Source organism: Bifidobacterium breve DSM 20213 = JCM 1192, assembly GCF_001025175.1.
In the GTDB taxonomy this organism is placed as follows: Bacteria; Actinomycetota; Actinomycetes; order Actinomycetales; family Bifidobacteriaceae; genus Bifidobacterium; species Bifidobacterium breve.
The window spans coordinates 1794847-1819370 of the sequence record NZ_AP012324.1 but is presented as its reverse complement, the minus strand read 5'-3'; the positions used below and the strand labels follow the sequence as shown (position 1 = coordinate 1819370).

The following is a 24524-nucleotide window of genomic DNA, read 5'->3' as shown; positions in this document are numbered from 1 at the left end:
TGACTCCTAACGCATAGAGGAAAGAATGGATTTCGGGGATTTGGACAGCACGGCGGCGCATGACACGGCAAGGGCCACGGCGATGACCGCGCATCCGAGCAGCAGGATGAGCATCGTCTGCTCAGGCGGCAAGGCCTCCACATGCAACGATTCCAGCGGCGCGACGCCCGAATCGCGCAACAGTCGGGAAGACACGTATCCCGACAGCATGGCGCCGGTGCCCAGCGAACACAGGGCGGCGACCGCCGCCATGAGTCCGGTTTCGATGGCGAGTTGTGCGACAATCCGCATCTTGCCGATGCCGAGGGCAAGAAGCGTGCCTATCTCATGGATGCGTGAACGAATCCAGAAGACCAGCGCCATCGCCAGCACCAGTACGTCCGCGAGGCAGACGGACAGCAGCACCATGCGCACCAGATCACGCACCGTCTGCACGGATTGCAGGACGCCGGAGAGCCGGGCCGAATCGTCGGTGACGTCGTACTTGCCGCCGGCCATGGTCTTGGCCTGACTGACCGCCGCGGACAGGTCCTGCGGATTATCCGACAGGCATCGGATCATGCCGATCTGGTCGTTTCCGGTCAGAGCGGAGGTCACTCGCCTGCCCGAATAGATGAGGTTCTCGGAAGTGTCCGAGGGCAGGGGGCTTTGGGCCTGCACGTTGCCGGAGAAGATCCCGGCCACACGCACCGTGGCGTTGCGCCCCTCCTGCCGGAGACGGAATGTCGAGCCGACCGATAGGCCGTTCTGCAGCGCGAAGTCGCGGTGGACCAGCACATTGTCGCCGTCGCCCGAGATGTGGCGGCCCTGCTCCAAGCGGTACAGGCCACTCTGGAATTCCTCGGACAATGAGGAATCGGTGGTGCCCAGCACGCTGACCTGCATGGCCAGATCGGAGTCCAGTCGGGGGCCCTGCCGGGGCATGACCGGACGCGCGCCATCCACCTGCGCCAAGGTCTTCGTCGCATAGGCGGTCTTCGTCACACCGGGGATACGCGAGAACCGGCTCGCCTCCTCGGCGCTGATGGGATTCTCGCCGGCGCTGACGGTAAACCCTATGCCCATGCCCGCGCCGATGCTGTCGGACATGGTACGCAGGGCCGTCGAGACTCCGACCTGCGCCACCAGGCTCGTGAAGACCATCAGCATCAGCAGACCGATGATGCCGCTGCGTACCGGCTTGCGCACGATCGCCAACGTGGCACGCTTCCACACATTCATGCTCATCATCGAATCTCCGACAGGTCTCGCGGCGATTTGCGCAGCATCGGCATGCACGCCACCGCGACGCACACCAGCATCACCGCCAACAGTCCGAGCGCCACGTACAGCATGGCGGTCCCGTCGACCGACACCGTGAGCGAATCCAGGGTGCGCACCGACATGCTGGATTCAAGATCGCCGCCGACCTGCCCCATGCTGCTCAGCTCCTTCGCCGCGGAGGCGTTCACGGAATGGAGCGCCGTGGTGCCGAGCCATTGGGCCATTCCCTGCGCGCACAGCCAGCCGAGGGCAAGGGACGGCAGACCGATCAGCATCATCTCGGTGAGGTATTGGGCGACCAGGGAGGGCTTGCCGACGCCAAGGGACACCAGTATGCCCATCTCCTGACGGCGGTCGTTCATCCACAGCAGCAGCATGAGACTGAGCACGAGCACGGCCGAGACGGTCACGCCGATCAGGGCGCCGCGCATCATGGAGCGCACGCCGCGGGCGGCATGCAGCATGCTCGACGAATACTGGTCGTTGCGCGTGATCTGATAGTTGTTCCAATCCACCGGGAGTTTCTTCGCGGCATCCATGGTCTTCTCCACGTCAACGCCTTTGGACAGCACGAAGGTGGCGTCCTGGTATATTTCCTTGCCGTCCTTGTACTGGTACAGATCGCGTGTGGTATCCAGATCGGTGTAGATGGTGTTGGCGGTGAGTTCCGCTCGGCTGGATACCTTTCTGGCGCTGTCGCCCTTGAATATGCCCACGATGGTGGTCTTGACGGTCGCCGTCGAATGTGATTCGTTGTCGGCGTCGTAGGCGTTGGCCTTGAGCGTGAGCGTGTCTCCGACTTTGAGCCCGTTGGCTTTGGCGAGATCCTCATGGATCATCGACGTGTACTTGTCGGAGGCCTTCAGGTGTCGTCCTTCGGCCATGCCGAGCGTGCGCGACGTGAACACGTTGAGTTTCGACGAATCATTCGTGCCTATGACGTTGGCGGCGTTGCCGAACTGCTGCTCCTTGGTCGCATCGTAATCATCGCCGCCGGGGACCTTCGCCACATTCGCCCCCACGAGATCGGCGGTGGCGTTCTGACGGACCATATACGAATCGACCCCGGGCAGTTGGGCGATCCGGCGCACGTCGGCGGGACGCACCATGCCGCCTCCGCGAGGCGTGAGCATGCTGCCCTGCAGGTTGCTGGCCAGCACGAATCCACCGACCGCTTCCTTCTCGATTCGTCCGGCGGCCTGTTGAGCTGCCCGAGAAACCGCGATCGTGGATAGCATACTCGCCGTTATGATGGTCAGTACTATGAGGAGCACTATGGTTCGCACTCGTTTTCTGAGCACATAGCGCACCGACCGTGCAACGAACGTCATCAATACCTCCTGTGGGCCTTGGGCTTTTCGCCCAAAATGCGAAACATGCCGCGTTTCGCCGGTTAGTTAGCCGCGACAATACATGATGCACCTCAAGATACGGGGAGAATACGCCTTGGGCGAAAGACGGAACAGCGGCGAATGTCGGTTATTCTGGATTTTGATCCATCGCGGGCCGCGTCGATGCGTCGGCCCGCGAGGAATCAGCGCTCGCGCCTCACCTTCGAGGCAGCGAACACGAGGAGCGGCAGGGCGGCGAACGCATAGTTTTCGCATTGGATGTACAGGTATACGACCAGGACGAGCCAGCAGATGACGGTCTTGTGCCAGACGCCGGATTCGCCCGAACCCGCGCCGCGAACCCGAACGAGCTGTGGGTCACGGACATTACCGAGTCCGGGATCCCGGCGGGCAAGATGTACCTGCCGCCGGTCATCGACCGCTACGACGGCATGCTCGTCGCCTGAACGTGCGTGCTATCGTTGCGAACGACCATTCAGACAACGAAGTCCAACAAAACGTCACCGCCCCCTCGCGATACGTGACACACCTTCGTATAGGAAATGCCGTGAGGGATCTGAATCTGGTCCCTCACGGCATTTCGCTATCTGATTGGTCGAAATCTCACAATCGCAGCCTCAGACGGATTGGAAGCGCAGATGGTCCGTTAACTTCCACACCGTATCTTGCAGACGACGGAGTTCGGAGTCTCGGCTGACCGTGCTCCATTGCGTCGCATACGCCTCCATCCAGATCTCCAATGCTTCAGCAAGGTTCGCCTCATCGTCATGTTGAGATGTGGTGTTCGGCTGCAAAGTGTCAGTGATCCCGGTCTCGGACGCAAGCCGGAGGCCAACCCGGTTCAGCAGTCGCTGCCCCTCGACGGCTATGCGGAATGCAGCGGCGTTTCCTGCGTTCCGCGGTCCTGCGGTCGCGGTGATCGCGGAGATTCGACGGGCGCTGGCCTGCAGAAGGTGATCTGCGGTTTCGCCGAGCGTGATGCGGTGTTTCAGATAGCGGAGCAGCATTCGTCGGGATTCCGCAAGTGACGGTGTCTTGCTTTCGTTCTGGAGGGAACGGATCACATCGTCCGGTCGTTCGTTTTCCGGCAGCAGTCCCGGGATGGTTTGCAGGACCCCGGTGTTGACTCCGCCTTGTCCGTCATCAAGTTCCAGCCAAGTGATCAGGTGGTTCCATTCGAAACTGGCCGCATGACTTGCATGCGTAAGAATATCAAGCAGTTCTCCGCTGGCGTCGTGGTATTCGAGTTGGGAGATACGGCGGAGCATGTCGGCCTCATCCGGGATTCGTCCCGGGTTCCATGATTCCTGTGCACCGATGATCATGCCGGGGATGGCCATGCGTGGGTCGTTGACATGGCCGAAGTCGCCCCAGTCGGTGACAAGCATGCCCTGGGCGCCGTATTGCCTGCCGTAGCGGGCCATGCGGGTGATGTTGCTCCAGGCGTCGTCGATGCGCGGCAGGAGCGCGTTCCAGCACCATACGGCCGGGCATACGATCTGCTTGGCACCGGATTCGGCGACGGTGCGGATCTTCTCGTCCGTGACCTGAGGGTCGTACTGCCAGTTGAGCAGGGTGACGGTTTCGGGGAGCCGGTCGAGGATCTCGGGGTGTTCGAGGGCGATGTCGCCCCACATCATCGGCCGTCTGCCCTGGGCTTCGAGGTGGCGGCACAGGCGGGTGACGTAGTCGGCGTACATGGCCGCGACGCCGATGCGGTCGGCGAGGGGCTTGGACCGGCCCTTGCCGAGGTCGAAGGTCTCGTCGGCGCAGATGTTGAATTTGTTGGAGCGGAACAGTTGCAGGTAGTCGTCGATGAGCCGGCACGACAGGGCGAAGGCGTGGTCGTCGCCGATGTTCAATGTGTGGTGGTGCATGCGGTCGATGAACCCGAACGGCTCGTCGGCGGTTTCGGGGAACTCGCCGAGGTCGCGCAGGGATTGCGTGCGCAGGGCCATGTAGAGGTGTCCGAACGTGGAGACCGACGGGACCAGCTCGATGCCGCGCTCGGCGCAGTAGTCGTCGAATTCGAGGATGTCGCGCGGGGTGAGCGGGCTGGAACCGCGCCAGGTCTCGCTCATCGAGTCGAACGCGAAGGTGTGTTCGATGTAGAGCTGGAGCTGGTTGTATTTGTACAGGCAGAGCTTGTCGGCCCAGTGTTTGAGCCAGTCGAGGGTGGGGACGCGCCCGCGGGTGACGTCGAGGTAGTAGCCGCGCGTTTCGAAGGCGGGTCGGTCCTCGATGTGCAGGCAGGGCAGGGCGGCGCCGCATTGGCGGATGAGCTGACGCAAAGTCTGCACGCCGTTACGCACACCCTCGAAATCCGCTCCCGCTACGGTCACGCCGTCCGGGGTGACATCGAGCGTATATGCACCGGACGGGTGTGCATGGGGGTCGTCAAAGGTCGTCAAGGTGATGAATCCCGGCCAGCGGTCGCCGGTGGCGATATCCCATTCCAATCCGGTGGCTGCGCGGATGTCGTCGATGAGCTGCACGGCAAGTATGTGCCGATCGTCACCGACTGCGCGCGCTTCGTTGATTCGTCCGCACATTGGCAGCAATGCGATGTTCGCTTTATGCTGCATGGTTTGCGGCATGGGGATGATGGTCCATCCTTGCAGAGATGTTTGACCGTTCATGGAGGTTCCTTTCTTGGGATGACGCTAAGGATTGTTTTGGGTTTCGTTCGGTCCTGAGATGGCGTGTGCGGCGTCGGGGCCATTGTACGGAGATGGTCCCGACGCCGTGGTTTGCGGTTGCCCTATTCGTGGTCGCAGGTCCTCCACGGATTGAGCAGGTAGCGGATGTACACGCTCGTCAGGGCGAGCAGGATGAGCGTGACCAGCACGCTCGTGGCGGCGCCGGTGCCGGTGCCGCCACGCCGAACGACACGAACGCCTTCTTATAGGTGAAGATGCCGATTGTCGCGGTCGTCTCGCGGGGGCCTCCCTGGGAGACGAGCCAGATCTGGTTGAACACGTTGAAGTCCCAGATCACCGACGGCATCGTGATGACTATCAGGCTCGGCTTGATCGGCGGCACGGTGATCTGCTAGTAGCAGCGCAGCTTTGAGCAGCCGTCCAGCTGGGCCGCCTCAAAGCAGGACTTGTCCACCTGCGTGGTCGCCGCGTACAGCCCGCGCCCGCCCACGATCTCGCGCAGCACGGAGACCGCCTGCCCTCGCAGAGTGGCGTCGTCGCCGAGCTCACACCGACGCACCCGCATACCGCTCTGGTAGTCGTTCCGTGACAAGGAGTTGACGGTCTCGTCGCATGCATTGAGCAGCGTCTCGCCGACGATGTCGGGAGGTCCGTAGACGGCGATGTCATGAAGATTCAGCAGGCTCACCGGCATGGCCAGAGCTTCGCCGAGCCTCGCACCAGCTTCGGCCAGGATGTCCGCGCGCCGATTCGGGTCCCGGCGAATGCGGTCGCGCAACGCGATGGCGGAGACGTAGGTCTCCAGGCAGCCGCGCTTGCCGCAGGTGCATGCCGGACCGTTCGGGTCGATCACAACATGGCCGATCTCGCCGGCCGCATGGTCGTCGCCATCCACGAACTCGTCGTTCAGCAGCACCGACGCGCCGATGCCCCGGGTGATCTGCACAAGCAGGCAGTTGGGATTGCCGTGCCCGAGGAAGTGGTCGGCGAGCAGCGCGGCGTTCGCGTCGTTGTCCACTCGGGCCGGCAGCGAGAACTCGCCTTCGAGCATGTCGCGAAGCTCCACGTCGTCCCAGCCGAGATTGGAACTGGAGATCACCCTCCCCGCGCCGGAGACCACGCCGGGGACTGCGACGCCGATGCCGACAAGCCCCGAACTGGCAAGCCGGATCATCTGGCCCACAAGCGAGAGCACATCGTCGAGATCGACCCGGTCGCCATCATCAAGCACACGTTCGCGACGCTCCACGATTCTGGCCCGCAGATCCATCACGGCACCGGTCATCACATACGGGTGCGACAGATCGATGCATATCAGACGAAGCACATCCGTATCGATGGCCAGCAAGGTGCCCGGCTTGCCACGGCCATCCCGTTTCCCCGACCCCAGTTCACGTAGCAGGCCGTCGTCGATCATCTCGCCGGTCACGTCCGTCGCAGTGGCGCGCGAGAGCCCCGTCTCCTTGCATAGGTCGGCGCGCGACAGTTGCCGGTCGGGGAACAGCAGCCGGAACAACAGTCTGCGGTTGTTGGCCCTTGCGTCGCTGGGATTGGATTTAGCGTACATGGGAGCCATCCTCGGGTGAGACGATTGCGGAAATGCGGAATCACATTATCGGGACAGACATCCCGGCGTCATCCTCGAACGGCTTTCAGAATAGCGCCCATCAGGGGACTGACAATATGAAAACGCTGGTGTTTTGACGAGTTTCCCATCTCTGTACATAATTATGCTCGACGTCCAAACAAAGTAGTTGCTACGGCCAGAGACGGTCAGGCACGGAAAGAAGACCAACATGAACAACACCACGCGCGCAGTCATAGCCACGGCTGCCATCGGAGCCCTGCTCATCCCTCTCGCGGGATGCGGCAACACGACCACAAGCTCGGGCAAGACCGAACTGACGGTATGGTCGTGGGACACCAGCATCAATCGCGCCGCCAAATCCTTCATGAAGGCCAATCCTGACATCACGGTGAAGGTGAGCAACGTCGGCCAACCCAACGAGACCTACACCGCACTCAACAACGCGGCCCAAGCCGGCAGCGGTCTGCCTGACGTCACCCTGATCGAATACCTCGCCATCCCGCAGTTCGTGCATTCGGACACGCTCATGGACCTGAGCAAGGTCTACGACACCGCCAAGCTCAAGGACACGTTCACCCCCGGCACATGGAACTCCGTGAACATCAACGGCGGCCTGTACGCGATGCCCGCCGACTCGGGCCCCATGGCCTACTTCTACGACAAGGACGTGTTCGACAAGGCCGGCATCAGCGAACCACCGGCCACCTGGGACGAGTTCTACGAAGACGCGAAGAAGATCCGCGCCACCGGCTCCTACATCACCTCCGACTCCGGCGACGGTGGCCTGTTCAACGCGATGATGTGGGCTATGGGCGGCCACGCCTACAAACTCAACGACGACAAACTGACCATCAATATCACCAAGGACAAAGGCGCCCAGCGGTTCATGGACCTCTGGCAGAAGATGCGCGACGAAGACCTCATCGACGTCCACACGAAGAGCTGGACCGACGATTGGATGAAGTCACTGGGTGGCGGCTCCATCGCCAGTCTCATCAGCGGCGCATGGATGGCCAACAACCTCCTGCAGGGCGTGCCCCAAGCCACCGGCAAATTCCGCGTAGCCCTCCTGCCCACCATCGACGGAACGCCCATCAACGGCGAATACGGCGGCAGCGGACTAGCCATCGCCAAGAAGATCCCCGACGGCAAACTCGACGCCGCCAAAAAGTTCGTCGAATACGTCACCACCAACGACGAAGGCATCGACGCCCGCGTATCCAACGGCAGCTTCCCCGCCACCACCAAGACCCTCAACCAGAAGGACTTCCTCACCAGGACCACGCTCAAGAACACCGACGGCAGCGACAACGAGTTCTTCGGAGGACAGAAATACAACGAGATCTTCTCCCAAGCCGCCAAGGATGTCACCGGCAAATGGGAGTTCCTGCCCTTCGAACCCTACGCCCGCTCCATCTACGGCGACAGCATGGGATCGTTCTTCGAGGGCAAAACCTCCTTCAGAACAGCCGCAGACAACTGGCAGAAGGCTCTAAAGGATTACGCCAAGGATCAAGGCTTCACCGTTCAGTGACCAATAATCCAAACGGTGAATAACGTCGGTATCTTCCGTCGACAAAGATAGGCACCCTACCCCAATCTCCTTCCGGGGTAGGGTGCTTTTGCATTCATTATTATCGGAGCGGGAACACGGCCCCGGGCCATGCGCTGCGCGCATGGCAGGCGGGTGGTGTCCGAAATGGAAACCACATGGAAAGGACCGATGGACATGAACGACATGATGGACACCCGCACGACGGGAACCGCAACGGCGTGATCCGCCGCTACCTGCCCAAACGCTCCCGCATCGAACCGTCCATGGCCGCCGACGTGCAGGCCATCGTGGACGAGATCAACAACCGTCCCATGTGGGTGCTCGGCTACCGCACGCCGGCCGAGGCGTTCGCCGACGAACTGCTAGAATTAACCGACAAACAAGGGCGTTGCACTTCTAAATAGACAGCGGGCAACGGGGCATCTTGCAAATCTCGGGTTATGCTGTAGTAAAACCCTTTACTAAAGTTTGCGGGGAGGATGTCATGGCCACGCTCAAGGAAGTCGCGGAACGGGCCGGGGTGTCGCAGAGCACGGTGTCGCGTCTGCTGAACGACTCATCGTTCTCCATCAAGGAGGAGACGCGGCGGCGTGTGCTGCGTGTATGCGAAGAGCTGGGGTATCGCAACGTGTTCCGCCCTGCGATCGCAGTGCTGGATGCGCCTCCGTCTGGGGAGGAGCTACAGGATGTATACTTCGCCGATCTGCGGAAAGTCCTTGCGGAGTGCGCGGAATCGATGGAATTGGACCCTCCCGCATCCATCCGTTCCATACATGAGCTGACGGAGCGCGCATCGGAGTTCGACGGGTTCATCACCGTGGGTGCCACGGTGTTCCCCGAGGCGGATTTACGTGCGTTGCACGCGGTGCTGCCTCATGGCGTGTGTATCGACACGAATCCGGCGCCTCATCTGTTCGATTCGGTGCGACCCGATCTGTCGCAGACGATGCTGGACGCTCTGGATGCAATGATCGCGACGGGCCGCAAGCGTGTCGCGTTTCTTGGCGGCGTAGGCAGCATCATGGGTACGCATGATTATCCGGAGGATATCCGCGAGCTGTCGTTCCGTCAGTGGGCTACTCACTTGAGATTGGAAACGGACGGGCTGGTGTATTCGTCCGGCACGTTCACCGTGGAGAACGGCTATCGTCTCGCGGAGCAATTGGTTTCTGACCATCGCGGGACAGGCACCATGCCCGACGGTCTGATCGTGGCGGCTGATGTGCTCGCGGTGGGGGCATTGCAAGCATTGAACGCGCTACGCGTGGCGGTTCCTGACGAGTTGGCCGTGGTAAGCGTGAACAACCAGTCGATCGCTCGGTACACGTCACCGTCGCTGAGCTCATATGCAATCGATCAAAGGGAGTTGGCGCGCATGGCATTCTCCACCCTGATCGATGGGTTGAAGCATGAGCGTCGGGTGCGACGGCACATTCTGCTGACGACCGAGCTGGTGCCGCGAGCCAGTTTTGTCCCCTCGGCCATGATGAATTGACGAAGACGGACGGCACTGGCTCGCGGCCTTGCCCGCGCCGAATGCGAGCAGCACGAGGTGGCGGGCCTTGAGCACCGTGCCGATGCCCTGCGTGATGCAGTGGGTCGGCACCTGGTTGATGTCGTTGTTGTGTTTGGGGAATATGAATATATACGGGTACGGGCGGCGGCATGATGGTGCATGCCGCCGCCCGTTGCCGGTCAGATGAGTTCGAGGTTCACGTCGAGGGTGAGCGGCCTGTCGGCGGGCAGCTGGTAGGCCGTGTGGACGGGGGCTCCCCAGGAGTCGTCTCCGCCGACTCCCATCTGGGCCGCGAGCAGGCGCAGATAGTTGTGGCGCGGTGCGGGCAGGTCTTCGTGGCGCCGCGCGGCTTCGATCGTGTAGGTGTTCCAGGGCAGCAGGCTCGCCGTGAAGTGGCGGTCGCCGCGTTGGGTGACGCGCAATCCGTGGCCTTGGATGTCGGTGGCTTCGAGCCAGCGGACGTCCTCATGGCTGCCGGTTTCCTGCACCATGAGATACGGTGCCGTGCTCGCCTCTGAGGTGGTGTCCCAGATGCCGAGCTTGCCGCCCTGCTTGCGGTCGCGATAGGTCTCCTCGGGGCCGGTACCGTAGTAGCGCAGGTGCTGGTATTCGCCTGGCAGCTCCCATTCGATGCCGAATGCGGGCAGGCTGGCCGCTCCTGCGGCGTTGCCGGGGTATTCGACGGTCAGTTGCATGCGCATGCCGGGCGTGACGCGGTAGGTGACTGACACCGGCGTGTGATCCGGGTCGGCGAGTTCGTACCGGTATGCGGCCGTGAGTCCGCCATCGTCGGATTGCGTGATGCTCGTATCGGTCACGACGGCGTAGCGGCCGGCCGCGAACCATGCGGCCCGGTCGTATCCGGAGCGATTGCCGCGGTCGTTGTCGGTCAGAGGACGGAAGGTGACGATCTCGGGACGGCGGATGACCATTTCCCGCCCGTTGCGCTTCCAGGAGACGATGCCTCCCTGGGTGCGTGACATGAGGATTTCCTCGTCGTCGCGGCGGATGCCGGCGTTCCATCGGCTGAGAGTGACCGTCGCGCGGCCGTCGTCTTGGTTGTTCCCGGTGATGTCCCCTTCGGGGTTGAGGGTGTCGGTGAGTTGTCCGAAGGCGAGTTCGTAGCCGGCGGGTGCCCACGCGGTGGCCTCTGCGAGCAGGAGATCGACCTCATAGGTGACCTCGCGCGTGCCCTCGTCGGAGTCGATGTCCGGGAAGGCGATGTCATGGTGTTGGGTATCTCCTGCGGCCACGTCGAAACGGTAGTCGGCATGCCAAATCTCGCGTCCGTCTTCGAGGAGCCGTGCGGCGAATACATAGCCGTCGGTGCTGGCGAACAGGTTGCGGTTCTCGATGGTCACGCCGTGTCCGTCGGGGGTGAGCTTGACCGGCGAATACAGCTGCTTGACCTCCTGCGCCTTGGGGCTGGGGGTGCGGTCGGCGAATACGATGCCGTTGCCCACGAATTCGTAGTCGGTCGGCCGGTCGCCCCAGTCTCCGCCGACGCTGAGGCGTTCGCATCCGTCGGGCAGACGCTGGACGAGCCCTTGGTCGATGTAGTCCCAGATGAATCCGCCGGAGTAGCGCTCGTACCGTTCGAGGTCGATGAACTCGCTCAGGCCGCCGCATGAGTTGCCCATGGCATGCATGTACTCGCAGCTGACGAACGGCTTGCTCGCCTCGCCTCGTTCGTCGCCGTGTTCGAGCCAGTCTCGGATCTCGGCCGGCTTGGCGTACATACGGCTCTCGAAATCGCTGATCTCGTCGTAGGCGTGGTTCCAGTTGACGCCTTCGTAGTGGACGGGACGACCCGGATCAAGCCGGTGCGCGTGCGCGCTCATGGCCTTGAGGACTTCGCCCGCATAGGATTCGTTGCCCAGCGACCAGATGAGCACGCTGGGATGGTTGCGGTCGCGCATGATCATGCTGTCGAGTCGGTCGATGCATGCGCCGAGCCAGGCTTCGTCGTCGCCGGGGACGGAGGTTCCCACGGGGATGTCGCCGGGGCTGTTCCAGCTGCCGTGGGTTTCCAGGTTGGTCTCGTCGATCAGGTAGATGCCGTATTCGTCGCACAGTTCGTACCAGCGTGACTGGTTCGGATAGTGCGAGGTGCGCACCGCGTTGATGTTGTGGCGCTTCATGAAGCGGATGTCCCACAGCATGTCCTCTTCGGTGATGGCCCGGCCGCGCCGGCAGTCGAACTCGTGGCGGTTGACGCCGCGGAACACGAGGCGCTTGCCGTTGAGCTTGAGGATGCCGTCCTCGATGGACACGCGGCGGAAGCCGATGCGGGTGCGCGCGATTTCCAGGATCCTGCCGTCCGCGTCGAGCAGGGCGATGGACAGGGTGTACAGGTCGGGTCGTTCCGCGCTCCATGGCGACGCGCCGTCGATCTCGGCCTCGGCGTGCAGTGTTCCTGTCGCTTCGGTGGAGGTGTGCCAGACGGTCGTGCCGTTCTTATCGCGCAGCACGAGGTCGGCCGTCGCGGCGTTCGGTGTGCCGTCGACTAGTATGTCCAGCGAGAGCGATCCGCGAGATGTGGCGGGGTCCCAATCGGTGTCGGCGTGGATGTCGGCGACATGGGCGGAAGGCCTCGCGTTGAGTTCGACGGAGCGGAACAGGCCGTGCAGCCGCCAGAAGTCCTGATCCTCCAACCAGCTCGCGCTCGAATACTCGTAGCAGGCGACCGCCAGCACGTTGCCTTCCATCTTGATAGCGTCCGTCACATCGAACTCGCTGGGCGTGAAGGAGTCCTCGGCGTAGCCAACGAACGAGCCGTTGAGCCACACGTAGATGGCTGTGGCTGCGCCCTGGAAGGTAAGCGTCACCGGGTGCCCCTCGCGCACGGCCTGGGCGACTTCGCCATCCGCGTCGAACTCGCGCCGGTAGACCGCCACATGGCCGTGCTCGGGGATGGCCGGAGCCTCCGGGTCCTCATGTCCGTCCCATGGGTACTGCACGTTCACGTACTGCGGGGCAAGCAGCCCCGCAGTCTCCAGATGCGAGGGCACCTGCACGCGGGAGAACGACGAATCGTCGAAGTCGGACGCGGCGAACAGAGGCGACACGTCGCTCGTCCCATCGGGGAAACGGCCCGTCGGCGCCGTCTCGACGCGGACCCGCCATTCGCCGTCAAGGCTCTGCCCGAGATCAGAACCCTCGCCGTTGACGGGGGCGTGCGACCAGCACGCATGATCGGAATGGGCGTCGAGCCGGTGGACCGCGTACACGCGCGGGTCCGTGAGCCATGCCGTTGTCGGCATGGACGGTGAGACGATCGGATCGCCGTTCTTCAGCTGATCGTCGGTTGTGTTCATGATGTCCTCGCTTTCGCATCGGATTGCGTCGCGTCGTTGCCGCCGCAGTGAGGGAACCTCGTTGAATCGGGTTCCTTATATAATAAGGATAAATATTTTTACTTGATTGCGCAAATTTTTCCAGCATCTCGCGGCATAAGGCCTACAACATGCAAAATACGTGGATTTCTTAAGACCCAAGCACATCAAGCAAGCTTCAAACCTTACTCATCCACACGGAGTGCTGGTTGCAAAACGTTGGCATGATTTGCGACACGCGGTAAATTTTTTTACTTTTTCAAGAAAGTTCTATACTGAAGTTTTGCGGGATTGGAGCGGTTCCCGCGTACGGATTCTTTATAGGTCGCAAGGAGGCCACCACACCATGAGCGGATCCACCACACAGCGCATGGCGACGTCGGAACAGCCGCATGCCACGCCTTCAGGAAACATGGGGCAGAAGATCGCATACGCATTCGGCAACCTGGGCCAGGCCGCGTTCTACAACACGATGAGCACGTTCTTCATCACATTCGTGACCACCGCGCTGTTCATCGATGTGGACAAGACGCTGGCCAAGCGCCTCATCGCGGTGATCACCGGACTCATAGTGGTCATCCGCATCGCGGAGATCTTCCTCGACCCGCTGCTCGGCAACCTCGTGGACAACACGAACACCCGATGGGGCCGGTTCCGTCCCTGGCAGTTCATCGGCGGCATCGTGCCCGGCATCCTGCTGATCATGGTGTTCACCGGCCTGTTCGGCCTCGTGGACGTGAACACCGGCGTGTTCATGGTCCTGTTCGTCATCGTGTTCATCCTGCTCGACGTGATCTACTCGCTGCGCGACATCTCGTACTGGGGCATGATCCCCGCGATTTCCTCCGACTCGCACGAGCGCAGCACGTACACCGCGCTCGGCGCGTTCACCGGATCCATCGGCTACAACGGCGTCACCGTCATCGTCGTGCCCGTCGTCAGCTGGTTCACCTGGAAGTTCACCGGCCAGTGGGAGCAGGGCCGCACCGGCTGGGCGGCGTTCGCCATCATCATTGCCGTGCTCGGCTTGTTCACCGCGTGGAGCGTCGCGTTCGGCACCCGAGAGAACCAGGGCGAGCTGCGCGCCAAGGCCGAGGCCAACGGCAACCCCATCGAGGCGTTCAAGGCCATCGCCCAGAACGACCAGCTCCTGTGGGTCGCCCTGAGCTACTTGCTGTACTCCGTGGCCAACGTCGCCACCACCGGCGTGCTCTTCTACCAGTTCAAATACGTGCTCGGCGCCCCGGACAGCTTCTCCATCGCCGGCGTCATCCCGGTCATCACCGGACTGGTCACCACGCCCCTCTACCCGGTGCTCAACCGCCGCATTCCGCGCCGCTGGCTGTACACCGCCGGCATGGCGCTCATGATCGCCGGCTACACGCTGTTCATCATCGCGCCCATGAACCTGCCCGTCGTCATCGTCGCGCTCGTCCTCTTCTACCTTCCCGCGCAGACCATCCAGATGACCGCCATCCTGAGCATGACCGACTCCATCGAATACGGACAGCTCAAGACCGGCAAGCGCAACGAGGCCGTCACCCTCTCCGTGCGCCCGATGCTCGACAAGATCGCTGGCGCCCTGTCCAACGGCATCGTGGGCTTCGTGGTCGTCGCCGCCGGAATGGTCGGCAACGCCACCGCCGCCGACATGACCGCCGCGAACATTCGCACGTTCAAGACCTGCGCCTACTACCTGCCGCTCGCCGGTATCGTCGCCAGCCTCCTCGTCTTCCTCCTGGCCGTTAAGATTGACGAGAACATGCACGACCACATCGTCGAACAGCTCGAAGAACGACTCGCCTCCGAGGAAACCGACAAGCAGTAAAGAGTCCGAGCAGCGAGGGAACGGCCCTGCGTTAACGGTTTGAACCGTTGGCGCAGGGCCGTTGCCATGCCCGACGGGGAGAGAAGAAGGAAGAGAGCCGTCGGGGTCCCGGTCGGATTGTCGTCCGGCCGGAAGAATCATCGCGGCGGAGAGCGGTCTCTGTCGCTTCGGTCAGACCGCGGATTGTCCGCTGGGAACCGGCTCCGCGGTTTCGACGGCATCCGCGTCGGCGTCCTCGGCATCGACGGGTTGCATCGTGCCGGAGTGGCGGCCGGCGGCGTTGTTTCCGTGCCTGAACCTGCGGGCGACGATGGATTGGCAGCGGTGTGTTGGACAGTTTCTTAGAGGACGAGTCCTTGTTCGGTGAATTCCTTCGGGCTCCGGTATCCGGGGATGTTTCGGGCCGGCCATCGTCGGCCTCAGATCTCATGTCGTTCGTCCCTCATCGGACTGTCTAATGCATTGTAGCCAATCCAGCCAACCTGACCAAGGACGACTACATGCGTCATCCCGACAGTCGCACCGGCTGGCTCACCGTGTCCGTCGAGAAGACCGAGGGCGTACCCGACTACATGACCCCACATGATCTAAGGCATACGGCGGTGAGTCTGGCTATCCATGCCGGTGTCAACCCGAAACTAGTGCAGCGGATAGCCGGACACCATACGTTCGCGCAGACGATGGAGACATACGCCGACCTGTACGACTCCGATCTGGACGAATACGGCGAGGCATTGGACACCGAAGGCGATAGCAACGAGTAGAACGCCTTGCAAAAACCTTGCAAAACGGTGGCGTCTAGCACGATGAATATGCGAAGAGCCTTGGAATCTCAACGTTTCCAAGGCTCTTCTATGCGGTACCCCCAGAGAGAGTCGAACTCTCGTTGTCAGATTGAAAGTCTGGTGTCCTAACCGTTAGACGATGGGGGCGAACAACTTGAGCTACTTTAATGAAGGAATCGGTTTTATGCAAATCCGCGACACGCCCGTGTGTCGGACGTGCCGCGGATGCCCGCTTATCGGGAGACCGGTACTGCCTGATACGTGAAATCGTGAATCACTCGGCCGGCTGCCAGTCCCTTCTTCTCGAAGTTGGTGAGCACACGGCCCTCGAACCGTTCGGATTCCTTGAAGTCAGCGTGCGGCATATCGGCGGCCATGTCTGCGTTGCCCTTGCCCACGTGCTCCACAGGAAGACTGACGGTGACGCCTCCCAAGTTAGTCCAGCCATCAAGATGATCCATCACCTCGTGCACATGCAAGGCGTAATCCTCGATATCGGTGGCGATGCGCCACAGCCCGTTTTCGACCAGTGCGCGGTGGATGTCGTCCGACATGCCAACCTGAACGATACGGCGTTTATGGTGCTTCTTCTTGGGCCACGGATCGGGGAAGAACGTCCATACCTCAGCCACAGTGCCGGGCTCGGTGACCTTAAACAGTTCAGGCGCGTTGACCTGTGCCACTCGGATATTGGGCAGCCCTTGCTTGCCCGCCAGCAGCAACGTGTGGGCCACGCCGGGGTCGTAAACTTCGAGCGCCAGGAAGTTCGTTTCGGGGTGGGCCGCCGCTGCGGCGACCACATTCTCGCCCTGGCCGGTGCCGATTTCCACAATGAGCGGGTTGTCGTTGCCCCAATGCTGTGCGACGAAATTGCGGTTGAGCGTCACGCCTTCGCGTACGTCCAGCAGATTGCCAGTGGTGATATCGAGCAGATACGTGTCGGCATAGTTGTCCCATGCGCGCTGCAGGCGGTCGTCAAGCCTTCCGGAGCGTCGCACAAAGGAGAGCACTTTGTGCAATGGGTGTGGATGCGTGGCGCTCGCATTAGCGGTGGTGGCGTGAGCCACGCCGGCAGTCGTGGGGGTAGTCATCGGGTCTGTCATATGTTCCTCGGAATGGTTGGAGCTGCCTGGAGTAACGTTGCGCGTCTCACTCATGGTGTTGCTATTCATTTGGGTCGCTGATATGTTGCATCACTCACCATAGCAAGCCAGTTACCTAGAGGATATCTGCAATCGGCGGTGCCGGTCAGTGCGAGTCGCGAAATTACAGGTATTCACAACGAATATGCCAAGTGCCGGAAACGCTGCAATATCGCGAAACACGCCGTGGTTTGCGAGGTTGCTAATTTCATATAAGATATACATCTGTTGTCTGTCGCATGACAGAAACAACATGGCCCCGTAGCTCAGTTGGTTAGAGCGCCGCCCTGTCACGGCGGAGGTCACCGGTTCAAGTCCGGCCGGGGTCGCTGGAATGGTTATGAAGCCCGGTTTTGTCCGGGCTTTCGACTGTTCACTGGCTCTGTAGCTCAGTTGGTAGAGCGAGCGACTGAAAATCGCTAGGTCAGCGGATCGATGCCGCTCGGAGCCACCACAGAAAAGCCCTGCATGATGCGGGGCTTTTCGTTGTTGCGAGGGGTGTCAGGCCTGCCACCATTGGCGCAACGGATACCACTTGCCGTCCGGGTGGCCCACGCGGTCTGGCTTGGCGGCCAGGAACTGGTGAATTTGAATGCCGTCGAGCTCGAAGTTCAGGGCGCAGGCGGCCATATACATGCCCCACACCTTGGCACGCTCGAATCCGACCTGCTTGACCGCGTCATCCCAGTGCTCGGAGAGATTCTGGTTCCAGTGATGCAGGGTGAGCGCGTAATGCTGACGCAGGTTCTCCTGGTGCACCACGTTGAAACCGGCGTCATGAATGCATGATTCGATGAAGCCGGGCGCGCCGAGGTCGCCATCCGGGAAGATGTAGCGATCGAGGAATTCGTCGGTGCCGGGCTTGCCGTGTGGCTTGTCATGGCTGATGGTGATCTGGTGGTTCACCAAGCGGCCCATCGGCTTCAGCAGGCGGAACATCTCCTCGAAGTAGCTTTGGTAGTTCTTGACGCCCACGTGTTCCATCATGCCGATTGAGCAGATGCCATCGAAGTCATGCTCAGGCACCTCGCGATAATCCTGCACGCGTACCTCGGCCAGATCCTGCAATCCCTCACGGGCGATCCACTCGTTGGCGTATGCGGCCTGTTCCTTGGACAGCGTGACGCCCAGCGCCTTGATGCCGCGGCGGGCTGCGGTGATGACCATCGAACCCCATCCGCAGCCGATATCGAGCAGTCGTTCGCCTGGCTTCAGATCCAGCTTGTCGAGAATCAGGCGCAGCTTGTTGGCCTGCGCGTCTTCAAGGCTCATATGCTCGTTGTCGAACACCGCGCAGGTGTAGGTCATGGACGGACCTAGGAAGTCGGCATAGAACTCGTTAGACATGTCGTAATGGAAGCTGACGGTTTCCGAATCGGCCTTTTCGGTATGTGGCATCAGGCCGCGCTTAATGCGGGCGAACTTGCTCGGTCCCTCGGTGGAAGGCACCGGCGGCTTCTTGAAGCCATGGCTGAGTATTCCTGCGGATACGCGGGCGATGGAAGCAGGAGTGAGCGGCTTGACGTACTTGGACAGGGAAATCAGCTTGCGCATGGCAGGGTACGGATCGGCATAGTCGATGCCTTCCACGCCAAAATCGCCCAGAATATACGCGCGCACAATACCGATTTCGCTCGGATGAGCGAGCAGCTGATACATGCAATTCGGGGTGGCGACGTTGACTTTCAGATCGGCGTCTGCCGGTCCGAAATGAGAGCCATCGAAAGCGTCGATGCGAACAGGGGTGGCGGGATCGAGAAATAGGGATGCCATCTCGCCGACCGTCATAGCCTTGCCGTTTGCCATTATCTACCTCATTCCACTACCTGTGATCACCCCAACTGCGACGTATCTTAGTCCTCTTCTAGAAGTAGAAAACGGTGAGCGAGTCATCTGATGACCCCGTTCGCGTTCGGCTGATGGAATTGGTCAGGTGCGCCCCGTATGCCGGACTCCCTCGTTTCTTATCGCTGCGACTTATTGAGACAGAATCTCAATAAGCGCGGAATTTCGCCGTTCTTGACATTATTTTCAGCGTTGTTTTTTCAGCGTGTTTTCAGGTTAACGTTAACATTCGGAGTACACTGGAGAACCGTTGAACCGCTCAATGACAGAGTGACTCATCGGTTAATGAACGAGCTCAAAAGGAGAGCACTTATGGTCTATCGCATGATTTTCAACCAGACTGCATACTTCGGTCGCGGCGCCATCAAGGAGATTCCGGCTGTTGCCAAGCAGCATGGCTTCACGAAGGCGTTCATCGTCACCGACCCGGTGCTCCTGGAGACCGGCACGGCGGAGAAGGTCACCAAGGTTTTGGACGAGGCCGGCCTGCCCTATGAGGTGTTCTCCAACGTCAAGCCGAACCCGCCGGTCGAGTGCATCAAGGATGGCGTGGCCAAGTTCGCCGAATCCGGCGCCGACTTCCTGATTGGTCTGGGCGGCGGTTCCCCGCAGGATACCTGCAAGGGCATCGGCATCATCACCGCCAACCCGGAGTTCGCCGACGTGCTCTCCCTCGAGGGCGTGGCCGACACCAAGAACCCGTCCGTCCCGATCTTCGGCGTGCCCACCACCGCTGGCACCGCCTCCGAGACCACCATCAACTATGTGGTCACCGATACCGCCAACAAGCGTAAGTTCGTGGCCGTCGACCCGCATGACATCCCGATTGTCGCTTTTGTGGACCCGGATCTGACCGACTCCATGCCGCGCGGCCTGAAGGTGGCCACCGGTCTGGATGCCCTGACCCACGCCATCGAGGGCTACATCACCCCGGGTGCTTGGAGCCTGTCTGACTGCCTGTCCATGCAGACCATCCGCATGATTGCCAAGAACCTGGCCAAGTCCGCCGATGGCGATATCCCGGCCGGCGAGCAGATGGCCTACGCCTCCTACATCACCGGTATGGCTTACTCCAACGTCGGCCTCGGTCTGGTGCACGGCATGGCCCACCCGCTGGGCGGTCGTCTGGGCGTGGCCCACGGTGTGGCCAACGGTATTCTGCTGGCTCCGGTCATGGAATACAACAAGGACTTCACTGGTGAGAAGTACCGTGACATCGCCGATGCCTTCGGCGTTGAGGATGCCTACACCGGCGATCTGGAGAAGGTGCGTGAGGAGGCCGTGCAGGCCGTCCACAAGCTCACCGTGGATCTGAAGAACCCGACCACGATCTCCGAGGTCGGTGCCACCGAGGCCGATCTGGCTCCGCTGGCCCACGATGCCTTCAACGACGTGTGCACACCGGGCAACCCGCGTCAGGCCACCGAAGAGGACATCCTGAAGATCTACACCTCGCTGATGTGATCTGCTCAATAGCGTTGCCCCCGCTGGCGGGGCTGTCCGTCGGAGACGTACTGGGGGTGGTTGCGGTATTCCCGTAGCCACCCCCAGTCAGCTTTGCTAACAGCTCCGCCAGCGAGGGCAACGCTATATGCCCACTTATTTCTCGTGGCGCTCGTCATAGACCTCGTCAGTAGGCGTCTCGGCGTAGAGCTGCTTGCCTTCGGTCTCGGCCAGTTCCATCTGCTCGTTGATCCACGCTGCCTCAGCCGGATTGATGTCTGCAGTGTCCAGCACTTTCTGCCATACCGGATAGAACAGATGCATTGCTGGATACATGGCGGTGAAGAGAATTTCCGGCTTATGCTTGCGCCAATGCTGTGGATGCGCATCGAACGTGTTCTTGAATCGACGCATATAGTTCAGGAACGAACTGAGCGACGTATCCATGCGTCGAGCGCTCATCGCGGCAATCATGCGCGGCGAATATACGGTTTTCAAATCCTTGCCCAGCAAATGCAGCGAAATATCGATATCCTCATGCATCACGTCGGCTTTGTCCCGGCACACCTCGTTGGCGATCTGATACCAAGCGGAAGCGCGCAAAGCCATATTCGAGCCGAACAGCAGCGGCTGGCCGCCGTCGGCTTTGTACATGCGTTTGCGCAGGGAATTGTCGCTCCTCAGGCCGAAGTGGCGTGAGGGCATATCGTAATACATCACCGGTCCGGTGGCGCCCATGGCCCCGGGATCCTCGGTGAAAATCCCGGAAACCACCTCAACCCAATCGGGGCGAATCATGCAATCGGCGTCAAAGCGTCCCAGCACATCGCCGGTGGCGGCGTTCAGGCCGAAATTGCGGGTGGGAATCAGCCCTTGCTCGTCGTTCTGGTGCAGCAGTTTGACCGGCGCCTCGGGATGTTCGGCAATGAACCGCTCCACGATTGCGCAGGTGTCATCCGTTGATCGGTTATCCACCACCAGTACCTCATATGGCATAACAGTCTGGCGTGTGGCGTTCAACAGACAATCGAGGATGCGTTCGGACTCGTTCCACGCGGGGATGATAATCGAAACGTTGAGCATATTCCCAACAATAGGAAAGCGGGTGTACTCCGCAGGGATGACTCGAGCTTCAAACCCACTCGCTACAATGGAGAGCCATGAGCGAAAGCGCGCGAAACACAGATAATGTAGGCACTGCCGAAACCGCAGCTAGTCCTGAAGACGAGAACCGTATCGATTTTGGTACCTTGTTCCCCTCTAGGGGCGATCCGCGCCGGCCTCCGGAATGGTTCGGTCGTGCGTTGCTCTATGTGGCCATCGCCATCATCGTGTTCATGTTCTGCTGGCGCTCATGGGGCGACATCTCCTATCTGGTGCTGGACATCATCATCTCGCTGTTCGTGGCGCTCGCCATCGAACCGTTGGTTGTGGCGCTGGTGGCCCATGGCTGGAAACGCGGCGTGGCCTCGATGGTCAGCCTGGTGGGTGTGGCCGTGGTGGTGAGCGTTCTGTTCACCTTGTTCGGCAACATGTTCGTGCAGCAGATGATCGCCATGTTCAAAGGTCTGCCGGGCATGTACGAGCAGATACGTGAGTTCGTCGATCAGTACGCCACGTTTAAGATGCCGGAAATCAACAATCTTGGCACTGAGATTGTCAACAACATTCAGACTTCGTGGGTTACCGACTTTGCCGGTACCGCCATGAGCACTGTGGGTGGCCTGTTCTCCTTCTTGCTGAATCTCATGACCGTGGTGATGACCACGTACTACATTTCCGCCGCCGGCCCCAAGCTGCGCCGTTCCTTCTGCCAATGGCTGGCTCCCAGCACGCAGCGCCGATTCTTGCTGGTGTGGACTGTGGCCCAAGGCCAGATTTCATCCTTCCTGTTTTCCCGCTCCATCCTGGCGCTTATCAATGCCACGTGCACCGCAATTTTCCTGGAGATTCTGCATGTGCCCTATTGGCTGCCTCTGGCGCTCTTCTGCGGTGTGGTCTCCCAGTTCATCCCCACAGTCGGCACCTATATCGGCGGTGCGCTGCCGGTGCTGTTCGCTTGGGGTGATCGCGGCTGGGCATATGCTGTGGCTGTGCTGGTGTTCATCATCGTCTACCAGCAGATTGAGAACCTGATTCTTTCTCCGAGAATTTCCCAGCGCACCATGGATATCAATGCCGCGGTCGCCTTCCTCGCAGTGCTGGCCTTCGGTTCGCTGTTTGGTGCGTTCGGTGCTTTCCTGGCCTTGCCGGTCACCGCCTCCCTGCAGGCCATCTTCCGCGCCTACACCAAGCGGTATGACCTGATTGATTCGCCATTGATGAATGATCCCGAACCGGAGAAGAAGTCCAAGATCGTCGAGGCATCTGAGGCCTTCGGCGAGCATGTGCTGCAGCCACTGGGCGAGCATATGCCGCGTGCTGCCAAGGGGTCGACGAGTCGGGTGCCGATGAGCGAGGAGCTGCGTTTGCTGCAGGAGCAGATCTACGCGATTCCGGAGCACGGGGGAAGTGAAGACGATGGCGAAGATTCCGCCACGGTGGCTATCCCGAAGCGTGTGCTTTCGGCCAATGCCCGCAAGGGATTGCGCGGTACCGCTGCGGAAGATGATGACGATGAGCCGGATACCTCCGCCATTCCTCAGCGTCACACTTCCACTGGTGATGAGGCAGCCGCGTCCGATGCTGTACAACCTGAATCATCGTCAGACAATACGTCCGTATCGGACAATCCGAGAGCGGGGTGGCACTGATGACATTGCTTACTGTGCTCGACATCCTATTGGTGATCGTCGGTGGAGCGGGCATGGTGTATCAGGGACTGTGCATTGTGATGTCCCTGTTTGCCAAGCCCGTGCGTTTCCCCGACGCGCCCATGACCAACCGTTATGCCGTGCTGATCTCCGCGCGCAACGAGGAGAACGTCATCGGCAATCTCATCGACTCGATTCAGGCGCAGACCTATCCCACCGGCCTCATTGATATCTGGTTGGTGGCGGATAACTGCACCGACAACACCGCTGAAGTGGTGCGTGCCCGTGGATGCCATGTGATTGAGCGGCATAACCTTGAGCTGGTTGGCAAGGGATATGCGTTGACCTATCTGCTGAACCATATGCTCGATACCGGCGCGGCAGATGACTATGAGGCCTACTTTGTGTTCGATGCCGACAACAAGCTCGACAAGCATTACTTCGAGGAAATGAACAAGGCGTTCTGCTCGGGCTTCAGGATCCTGACCAGCTACCGCAACTCGGTGAATTTGGCTGATAACTGGGTTTCCTCTGGCTCGGCGTTGTGGTTCATCCGTGAATCGCGATTCCTGTCCAACTCGCGCATGATTCTGGGATCCTCTTGCCACGTGGGCGGTACCGGATTCATGTTCTCCCGTGACGTGATGAAGCGCAATCGTGGATGGAAGTTCCATCTGCTTACTGAGGATCTCGAATTCACCATGGATTCGATTCTGCATGGCGACCGTATCGGCTACTGCGGCAACGCAATTCTGTACGACGAGCAGCCTGTCACCTTTGCGCAGAGCTGGCGTCAACGACTGCGTTGGAGTAAGGGATTCCTGCAGGTGTTCCGCTATTACGGTCCGGCCCTGCTCAAGCGAGCGGTGCGAGAACGCGATTTCTCCTGCATTGATTTCACTTTGATGTTGTGCCCGTTCACCGTGCTGGGTGTGATTCGCGTCATTATGGGTGTGCTGTTTGCCGCCTTTGGCTTTGTGAGCTGGCCGAGCCAGCTGCAATCGTTGCTTGGCTGGTCGAACGGTATCGTCACGTCGGTGCTTGGTCTGATGGCGCTGGCCGCCTTGACCATCATCGTTGAGCGCGATCAGATTGGTGCCTCCAACAAGGAGTTGCTCGCCTACGTGTTGAGCTTCCCTATTTACATGTTGAGCTATGTGCCGATTTCATTCCAGGCCATCTTCGCCAAGGTCCAGTGGAAGCCCATCGCGCATAAAGGCTGATGAGGTCCAGCGGAGCAAATCAACCAATTGCCCAAGGTTTTGTTTTGTTGAGGGCTTGTTAGTGGGACAAGGCGTCGACTAACTGGAGATTTTGCTTCGCTAGTTGGGTCTCAGCGGGGCAAAACATCGAGTTATTCGGCAATATGCTTCGCTGGGAGGCCGTCAGCGGGGTGATTCGACTAGTAACCCGTGGTTTTGCTTCGTTGAGGGCTCGTCAGTGGGGCAAGACATCGATT

The 24524-nt window shown here is 60.5% G+C and carries 17 protein-coding genes, 3 tRNA genes and 3 pseudogenes; 11 read left to right on the top strand and 12 right to left on the bottom strand.

Translation table 11 applies throughout. From position 1 onward, the window contains the following. Positions 1-6: 6 nt before the first annotated feature. The 3 genes and pseudogenes from BBBR_RS07925 to BBBR_RS11270 all read right to left on the bottom strand — a co-directional run. The gene (locus tag BBBR_RS07925) at positions 7-1230 is read right to left on the bottom strand and encodes an ABC transporter permease (protein WP_003829997.1); all 1224 of its coding nucleotides are present in this window, start codon (positions 1228-1230) and stop codon (positions 7-9) included. Next, positions 1227-2594: an ABC transporter permease gene (locus tag BBBR_RS07920; protein ID WP_003830000.1), complete on the bottom strand. Its 1368-nt coding sequence runs from the start codon at positions 2592-2594 to the stop codon at positions 1227-1229. Before BBBR_RS07920 ends, BBBR_RS07925 begins: the two co-directional genes overlap by 4 nt. A 148-nt stretch (positions 2595-2742) precedes the next feature. Then, a pseudogene (locus BBBR_RS11270) lies at positions 2743-2956 on the bottom strand (hypothetical protein); the annotation flags it as partial. Here BBBR_RS11270 and BBBR_RS10760 point away from each other — a divergent pair. Beyond that, positions 2870-3061 (top strand): hypothetical protein, encoded by a 192-nt coding sequence (locus BBBR_RS10760; RefSeq protein ID WP_003830005.1) that lies wholly within the window; start codon positions 2870-2872, stop codon positions 3059-3061. The pseudogene BBBR_RS11270 and the gene BBBR_RS10760 sit on opposite strands and share 87 nt — an antisense overlap. Positions 3062-3232: 171 nt before the next feature. Here BBBR_RS10760 and BBBR_RS07910 read toward each other — a convergent pair whose 3' ends face one another. From BBBR_RS07910 to BBBR_RS07905, 3 genes are all read right to left on the bottom strand, one after another. Continuing rightward, complete coding sequence (locus tag BBBR_RS07910) at positions 3233-5254, bottom strand: beta-N-acetylhexosaminidase (protein WP_003830007.1); 2022 nt, start codon at positions 5252-5254, stop codon at positions 3233-3235. Between the two features lie 178 nt (positions 5255-5432). After that, on the bottom strand, positions 5433-5657 hold the full coding sequence (locus tag BBBR_RS10755; RefSeq protein ID WP_003830009.1) for a sugar ABC transporter permease: 225 nt from the start codon (positions 5655-5657) through the stop codon (positions 5433-5435). 9 nt (positions 5658-5666) lie between these two features. Further along, on the bottom strand, positions 5667-6842 hold the full coding sequence (locus BBBR_RS07905; protein ID WP_047928295.1) for an ROK family protein: 1176 nt from the start codon (positions 6840-6842) through the stop codon (positions 5667-5669). 229 nt (positions 6843-7071) lie between these two features. On the opposite strand from BBBR_RS07905, the gene BBBR_RS07900 reads away from it, so the two are divergent. From BBBR_RS07900 to BBBR_RS07890, 3 genes and pseudogenes are all read left to right on the top strand, one after another. Continuing rightward, complete coding sequence (locus BBBR_RS07900; RefSeq protein ID WP_003830012.1) at positions 7072-8397, top strand: ABC transporter substrate-binding protein; 1326 nt, start codon at positions 7072-7074, stop codon at positions 8395-8397. A gap of 227 nt (positions 8398-8624) precedes the next feature. After that, positions 8625-8822 (top strand): annotated as a pseudogene (locus tag BBBR_RS07895) (IS30 family transposase); the annotation flags it as partial. An 80-nt stretch (positions 8823-8902) separates the two neighbouring features. Continuing rightward, the gene (locus BBBR_RS07890; protein WP_003830015.1) at positions 8903-9913 is read left to right on the top strand and encodes a LacI family DNA-binding transcriptional regulator; all 1011 of its coding nucleotides are present in this window, start codon (positions 8903-8905) and stop codon (positions 9911-9913) included. 24 nt (positions 9914-9937) lie between these two features. Here the strand turns inward: BBBR_RS07890 and BBBR_RS10750 are convergent. Together BBBR_RS10750 and BBBR_RS07885 are read right to left on the bottom strand one after the other, a co-directional pair. Continuing rightward, positions 9938-10042 (bottom strand): annotated as a pseudogene (locus tag BBBR_RS10750) (glucosamine-6-phosphate deaminase); the annotation flags it as partial. A gap of 71 nt (positions 10043-10113) precedes the next feature. Further along, positions 10114-13251 carry a glycoside hydrolase family 2 TIM barrel-domain containing protein gene (locus BBBR_RS07885; RefSeq protein ID WP_003830017.1) on the bottom strand — a complete coding sequence of 1046 codons (3138 nt, stop codon included), beginning with the start codon at positions 13249-13251 and terminating at the stop codon, positions 10114-10116. 364 nt (positions 13252-13615) lie between these two features. On the opposite strand from BBBR_RS07885, the gene BBBR_RS07880 reads away from it, so the two are divergent. Both BBBR_RS07880 and BBBR_RS07875 read left to right on the top strand, forming a co-directional pair. Further along, positions 13616-15097 carry a glycoside-pentoside-hexuronide (GPH):cation symporter gene (locus tag BBBR_RS07880; protein ID WP_032738309.1) on the top strand — a complete coding sequence of 494 codons (1482 nt, stop codon included), beginning with the start codon at positions 13616-13618 and terminating at the stop codon, positions 15095-15097. 500 nt (positions 15098-15597) lie between these two features. Further along, entirely contained in the window at positions 15598-15861 is a 264-nt protein-coding gene (locus BBBR_RS07875; RefSeq protein WP_003830024.1) for a tyrosine-type recombinase/integrase, read from the top strand. Between the two features lie 96 nt (positions 15862-15957). Here the strand turns inward: BBBR_RS07875 and BBBR_RS07870 are convergent. Together BBBR_RS07870 and trmB are read right to left on the bottom strand one after the other, a co-directional pair. Continuing rightward, positions 15958-16029: transfer RNA gene (locus tag BBBR_RS07870), tRNA-Glu, on the bottom strand. A gap of 86 nt (positions 16030-16115) precedes the next feature. Beyond that, positions 16116-17039 carry a tRNA (guanosine(46)-N7)-methyltransferase TrmB gene (gene trmB, locus BBBR_RS07865; RefSeq protein ID WP_032738310.1) on the bottom strand — a complete coding sequence of 308 codons (924 nt, stop codon included), beginning with the start codon at positions 17037-17039 and terminating at the stop codon, positions 16116-16118. Between the two features lie 240 nt (positions 17040-17279). On the opposite strand from trmB, the gene BBBR_RS07860 reads away from it, so the two are divergent. Both BBBR_RS07860 and BBBR_RS07855 read left to right on the top strand, forming a co-directional pair. Beyond that, positions 17280-17353 (top strand) — tRNA-Asp (locus BBBR_RS07860). Between the two features lie 49 nt (positions 17354-17402). After that, positions 17403-17478: transfer RNA gene (locus tag BBBR_RS07855), tRNA-Phe, on the top strand. 47 nt (positions 17479-17525) lie between these two features. Here BBBR_RS07855 and BBBR_RS07850 read toward each other — a convergent pair. After that, complete coding sequence (locus BBBR_RS07850; RefSeq protein WP_003830029.1) at positions 17526-18830, bottom strand: class I SAM-dependent methyltransferase; 1305 nt, start codon at positions 18828-18830, stop codon at positions 17526-17528. Between the two features lie 351 nt (positions 18831-19181). Between BBBR_RS07850 and fucO the strand changes: the two genes are divergently transcribed. After that, complete coding sequence (gene fucO / locus BBBR_RS07845; RefSeq protein WP_014484170.1) at positions 19182-20333, top strand: lactaldehyde reductase; 1152 nt, start codon at positions 19182-19184, stop codon at positions 20331-20333. Positions 20334-20468: 135 nt separating this feature from the next. Here the strand turns inward: fucO and BBBR_RS07840 are convergent, their stop codons facing one another. Further along, the gene (locus BBBR_RS07840) at positions 20469-21395 is read right to left on the bottom strand and encodes a glycosyltransferase (RefSeq protein ID WP_003830034.1); all 927 of its coding nucleotides are present in this window, start codon (positions 21393-21395) and stop codon (positions 20469-20471) included. Between the two features lie 77 nt (positions 21396-21472). On the opposite strand from BBBR_RS07840, the gene BBBR_RS07835 reads away from it, so the two are divergent. Together BBBR_RS07835 and BBBR_RS07830 are read left to right on the top strand one after the other, a co-directional pair. After that, on the top strand, positions 21473-23065 hold the full coding sequence (locus tag BBBR_RS07835) for an AI-2E family transporter (protein WP_003830035.1): 1593 nt from the start codon (positions 21473-21475) through the stop codon (positions 23063-23065). Then, entirely contained in the window at positions 23065-24288 is a 1224-nt protein-coding gene (locus BBBR_RS07830) for a glycosyltransferase family 2 protein (protein WP_003830036.1), read from the top strand. The genes BBBR_RS07835 and BBBR_RS07830 overlap by 1 nt, the downstream gene beginning before the upstream one ends. Positions 24289-24524 lie beyond the last annotated feature (236 nt).

Bases quoted from the DNA above. Each gene is read 5' to 3' on its own strand.
- BBBR_RS07905 (WP_047928295.1), bottom strand. From the start codon at position 6,842: ATGTACGCTAAATCCAATCCCAGCGACGCAAGGGCCAACAACCGCAGA.
- BBBR_RS07910 (WP_003830007.1), bottom strand. From the start codon at position 5,254: ATGAACGGTCAAACATCTCTGCAAGGATGGACCATCATCCCCATGCCG.
- BBBR_RS07885 (WP_003830017.1), bottom strand. From the start codon at position 13,251: ATGAACACAACCGACGATCAGCTGAAGAACGGCGATCCGATCGTCTCA.
- fucO (WP_014484170.1), top strand. From the start codon at position 19,182: ATGGTCTATCGCATGATTTTCAACCAGACTGCATACTTCGGTCGCGGC.
- BBBR_RS07835 (WP_003830035.1), top strand. From the start codon at position 21,473: ATGAGCGAAAGCGCGCGAAACACAGATAATGTAGGCACTGCCGAAACC.
- BBBR_RS07890 (WP_003830015.1), top strand. From the start codon at position 8,903: ATGGCCACGCTCAAGGAAGTCGCGGAACGGGCCGGGGTGTCGCAGAGC.
- BBBR_RS07830 (WP_003830036.1), top strand. From the start codon at position 23,065: ATGACATTGCTTACTGTGCTCGACATCCTATTGGTGATCGTCGGTGGA.
- BBBR_RS07850 (WP_003830029.1), bottom strand. From the start codon at position 18,830: ATGGCAAACGGCAAGGCTATGACGGTCGGCGAGATGGCATCCCTATTT.
- BBBR_RS07840 (WP_003830034.1), bottom strand. From the start codon at position 21,395: ATGCTCAACGTTTCGATTATCATCCCCGCGTGGAACGAGTCCGAACGC.
- BBBR_RS07925 (WP_003829997.1), bottom strand. From the start codon at position 1,230: ATGATGAGCATGAATGTGTGGAAGCGTGCCACGTTGGCGATCGTGCGC.
- BBBR_RS07880 (WP_032738309.1), top strand. From the start codon at position 13,616: ATGAGCGGATCCACCACACAGCGCATGGCGACGTCGGAACAGCCGCAT.
- BBBR_RS07920 (WP_003830000.1), bottom strand. From the start codon at position 2,594: ATGACGTTCGTTGCACGGTCGGTGCGCTATGTGCTCAGAAAACGAGTG.
- BBBR_RS07900 (WP_003830012.1), top strand. From the start codon at position 7,072: ATGAACAACACCACGCGCGCAGTCATAGCCACGGCTGCCATCGGAGCC.
- BBBR_RS07875 (WP_003830024.1), top strand. From the start codon at position 15,598: ATGCGTCATCCCGACAGTCGCACCGGCTGGCTCACCGTGTCCGTCGAG.
- trmB (WP_032738310.1), bottom strand. From the start codon at position 17,039: ATGAGTGAGACGCGCAACGTTACTCCAGGCAGCTCCAACCATTCCGAG.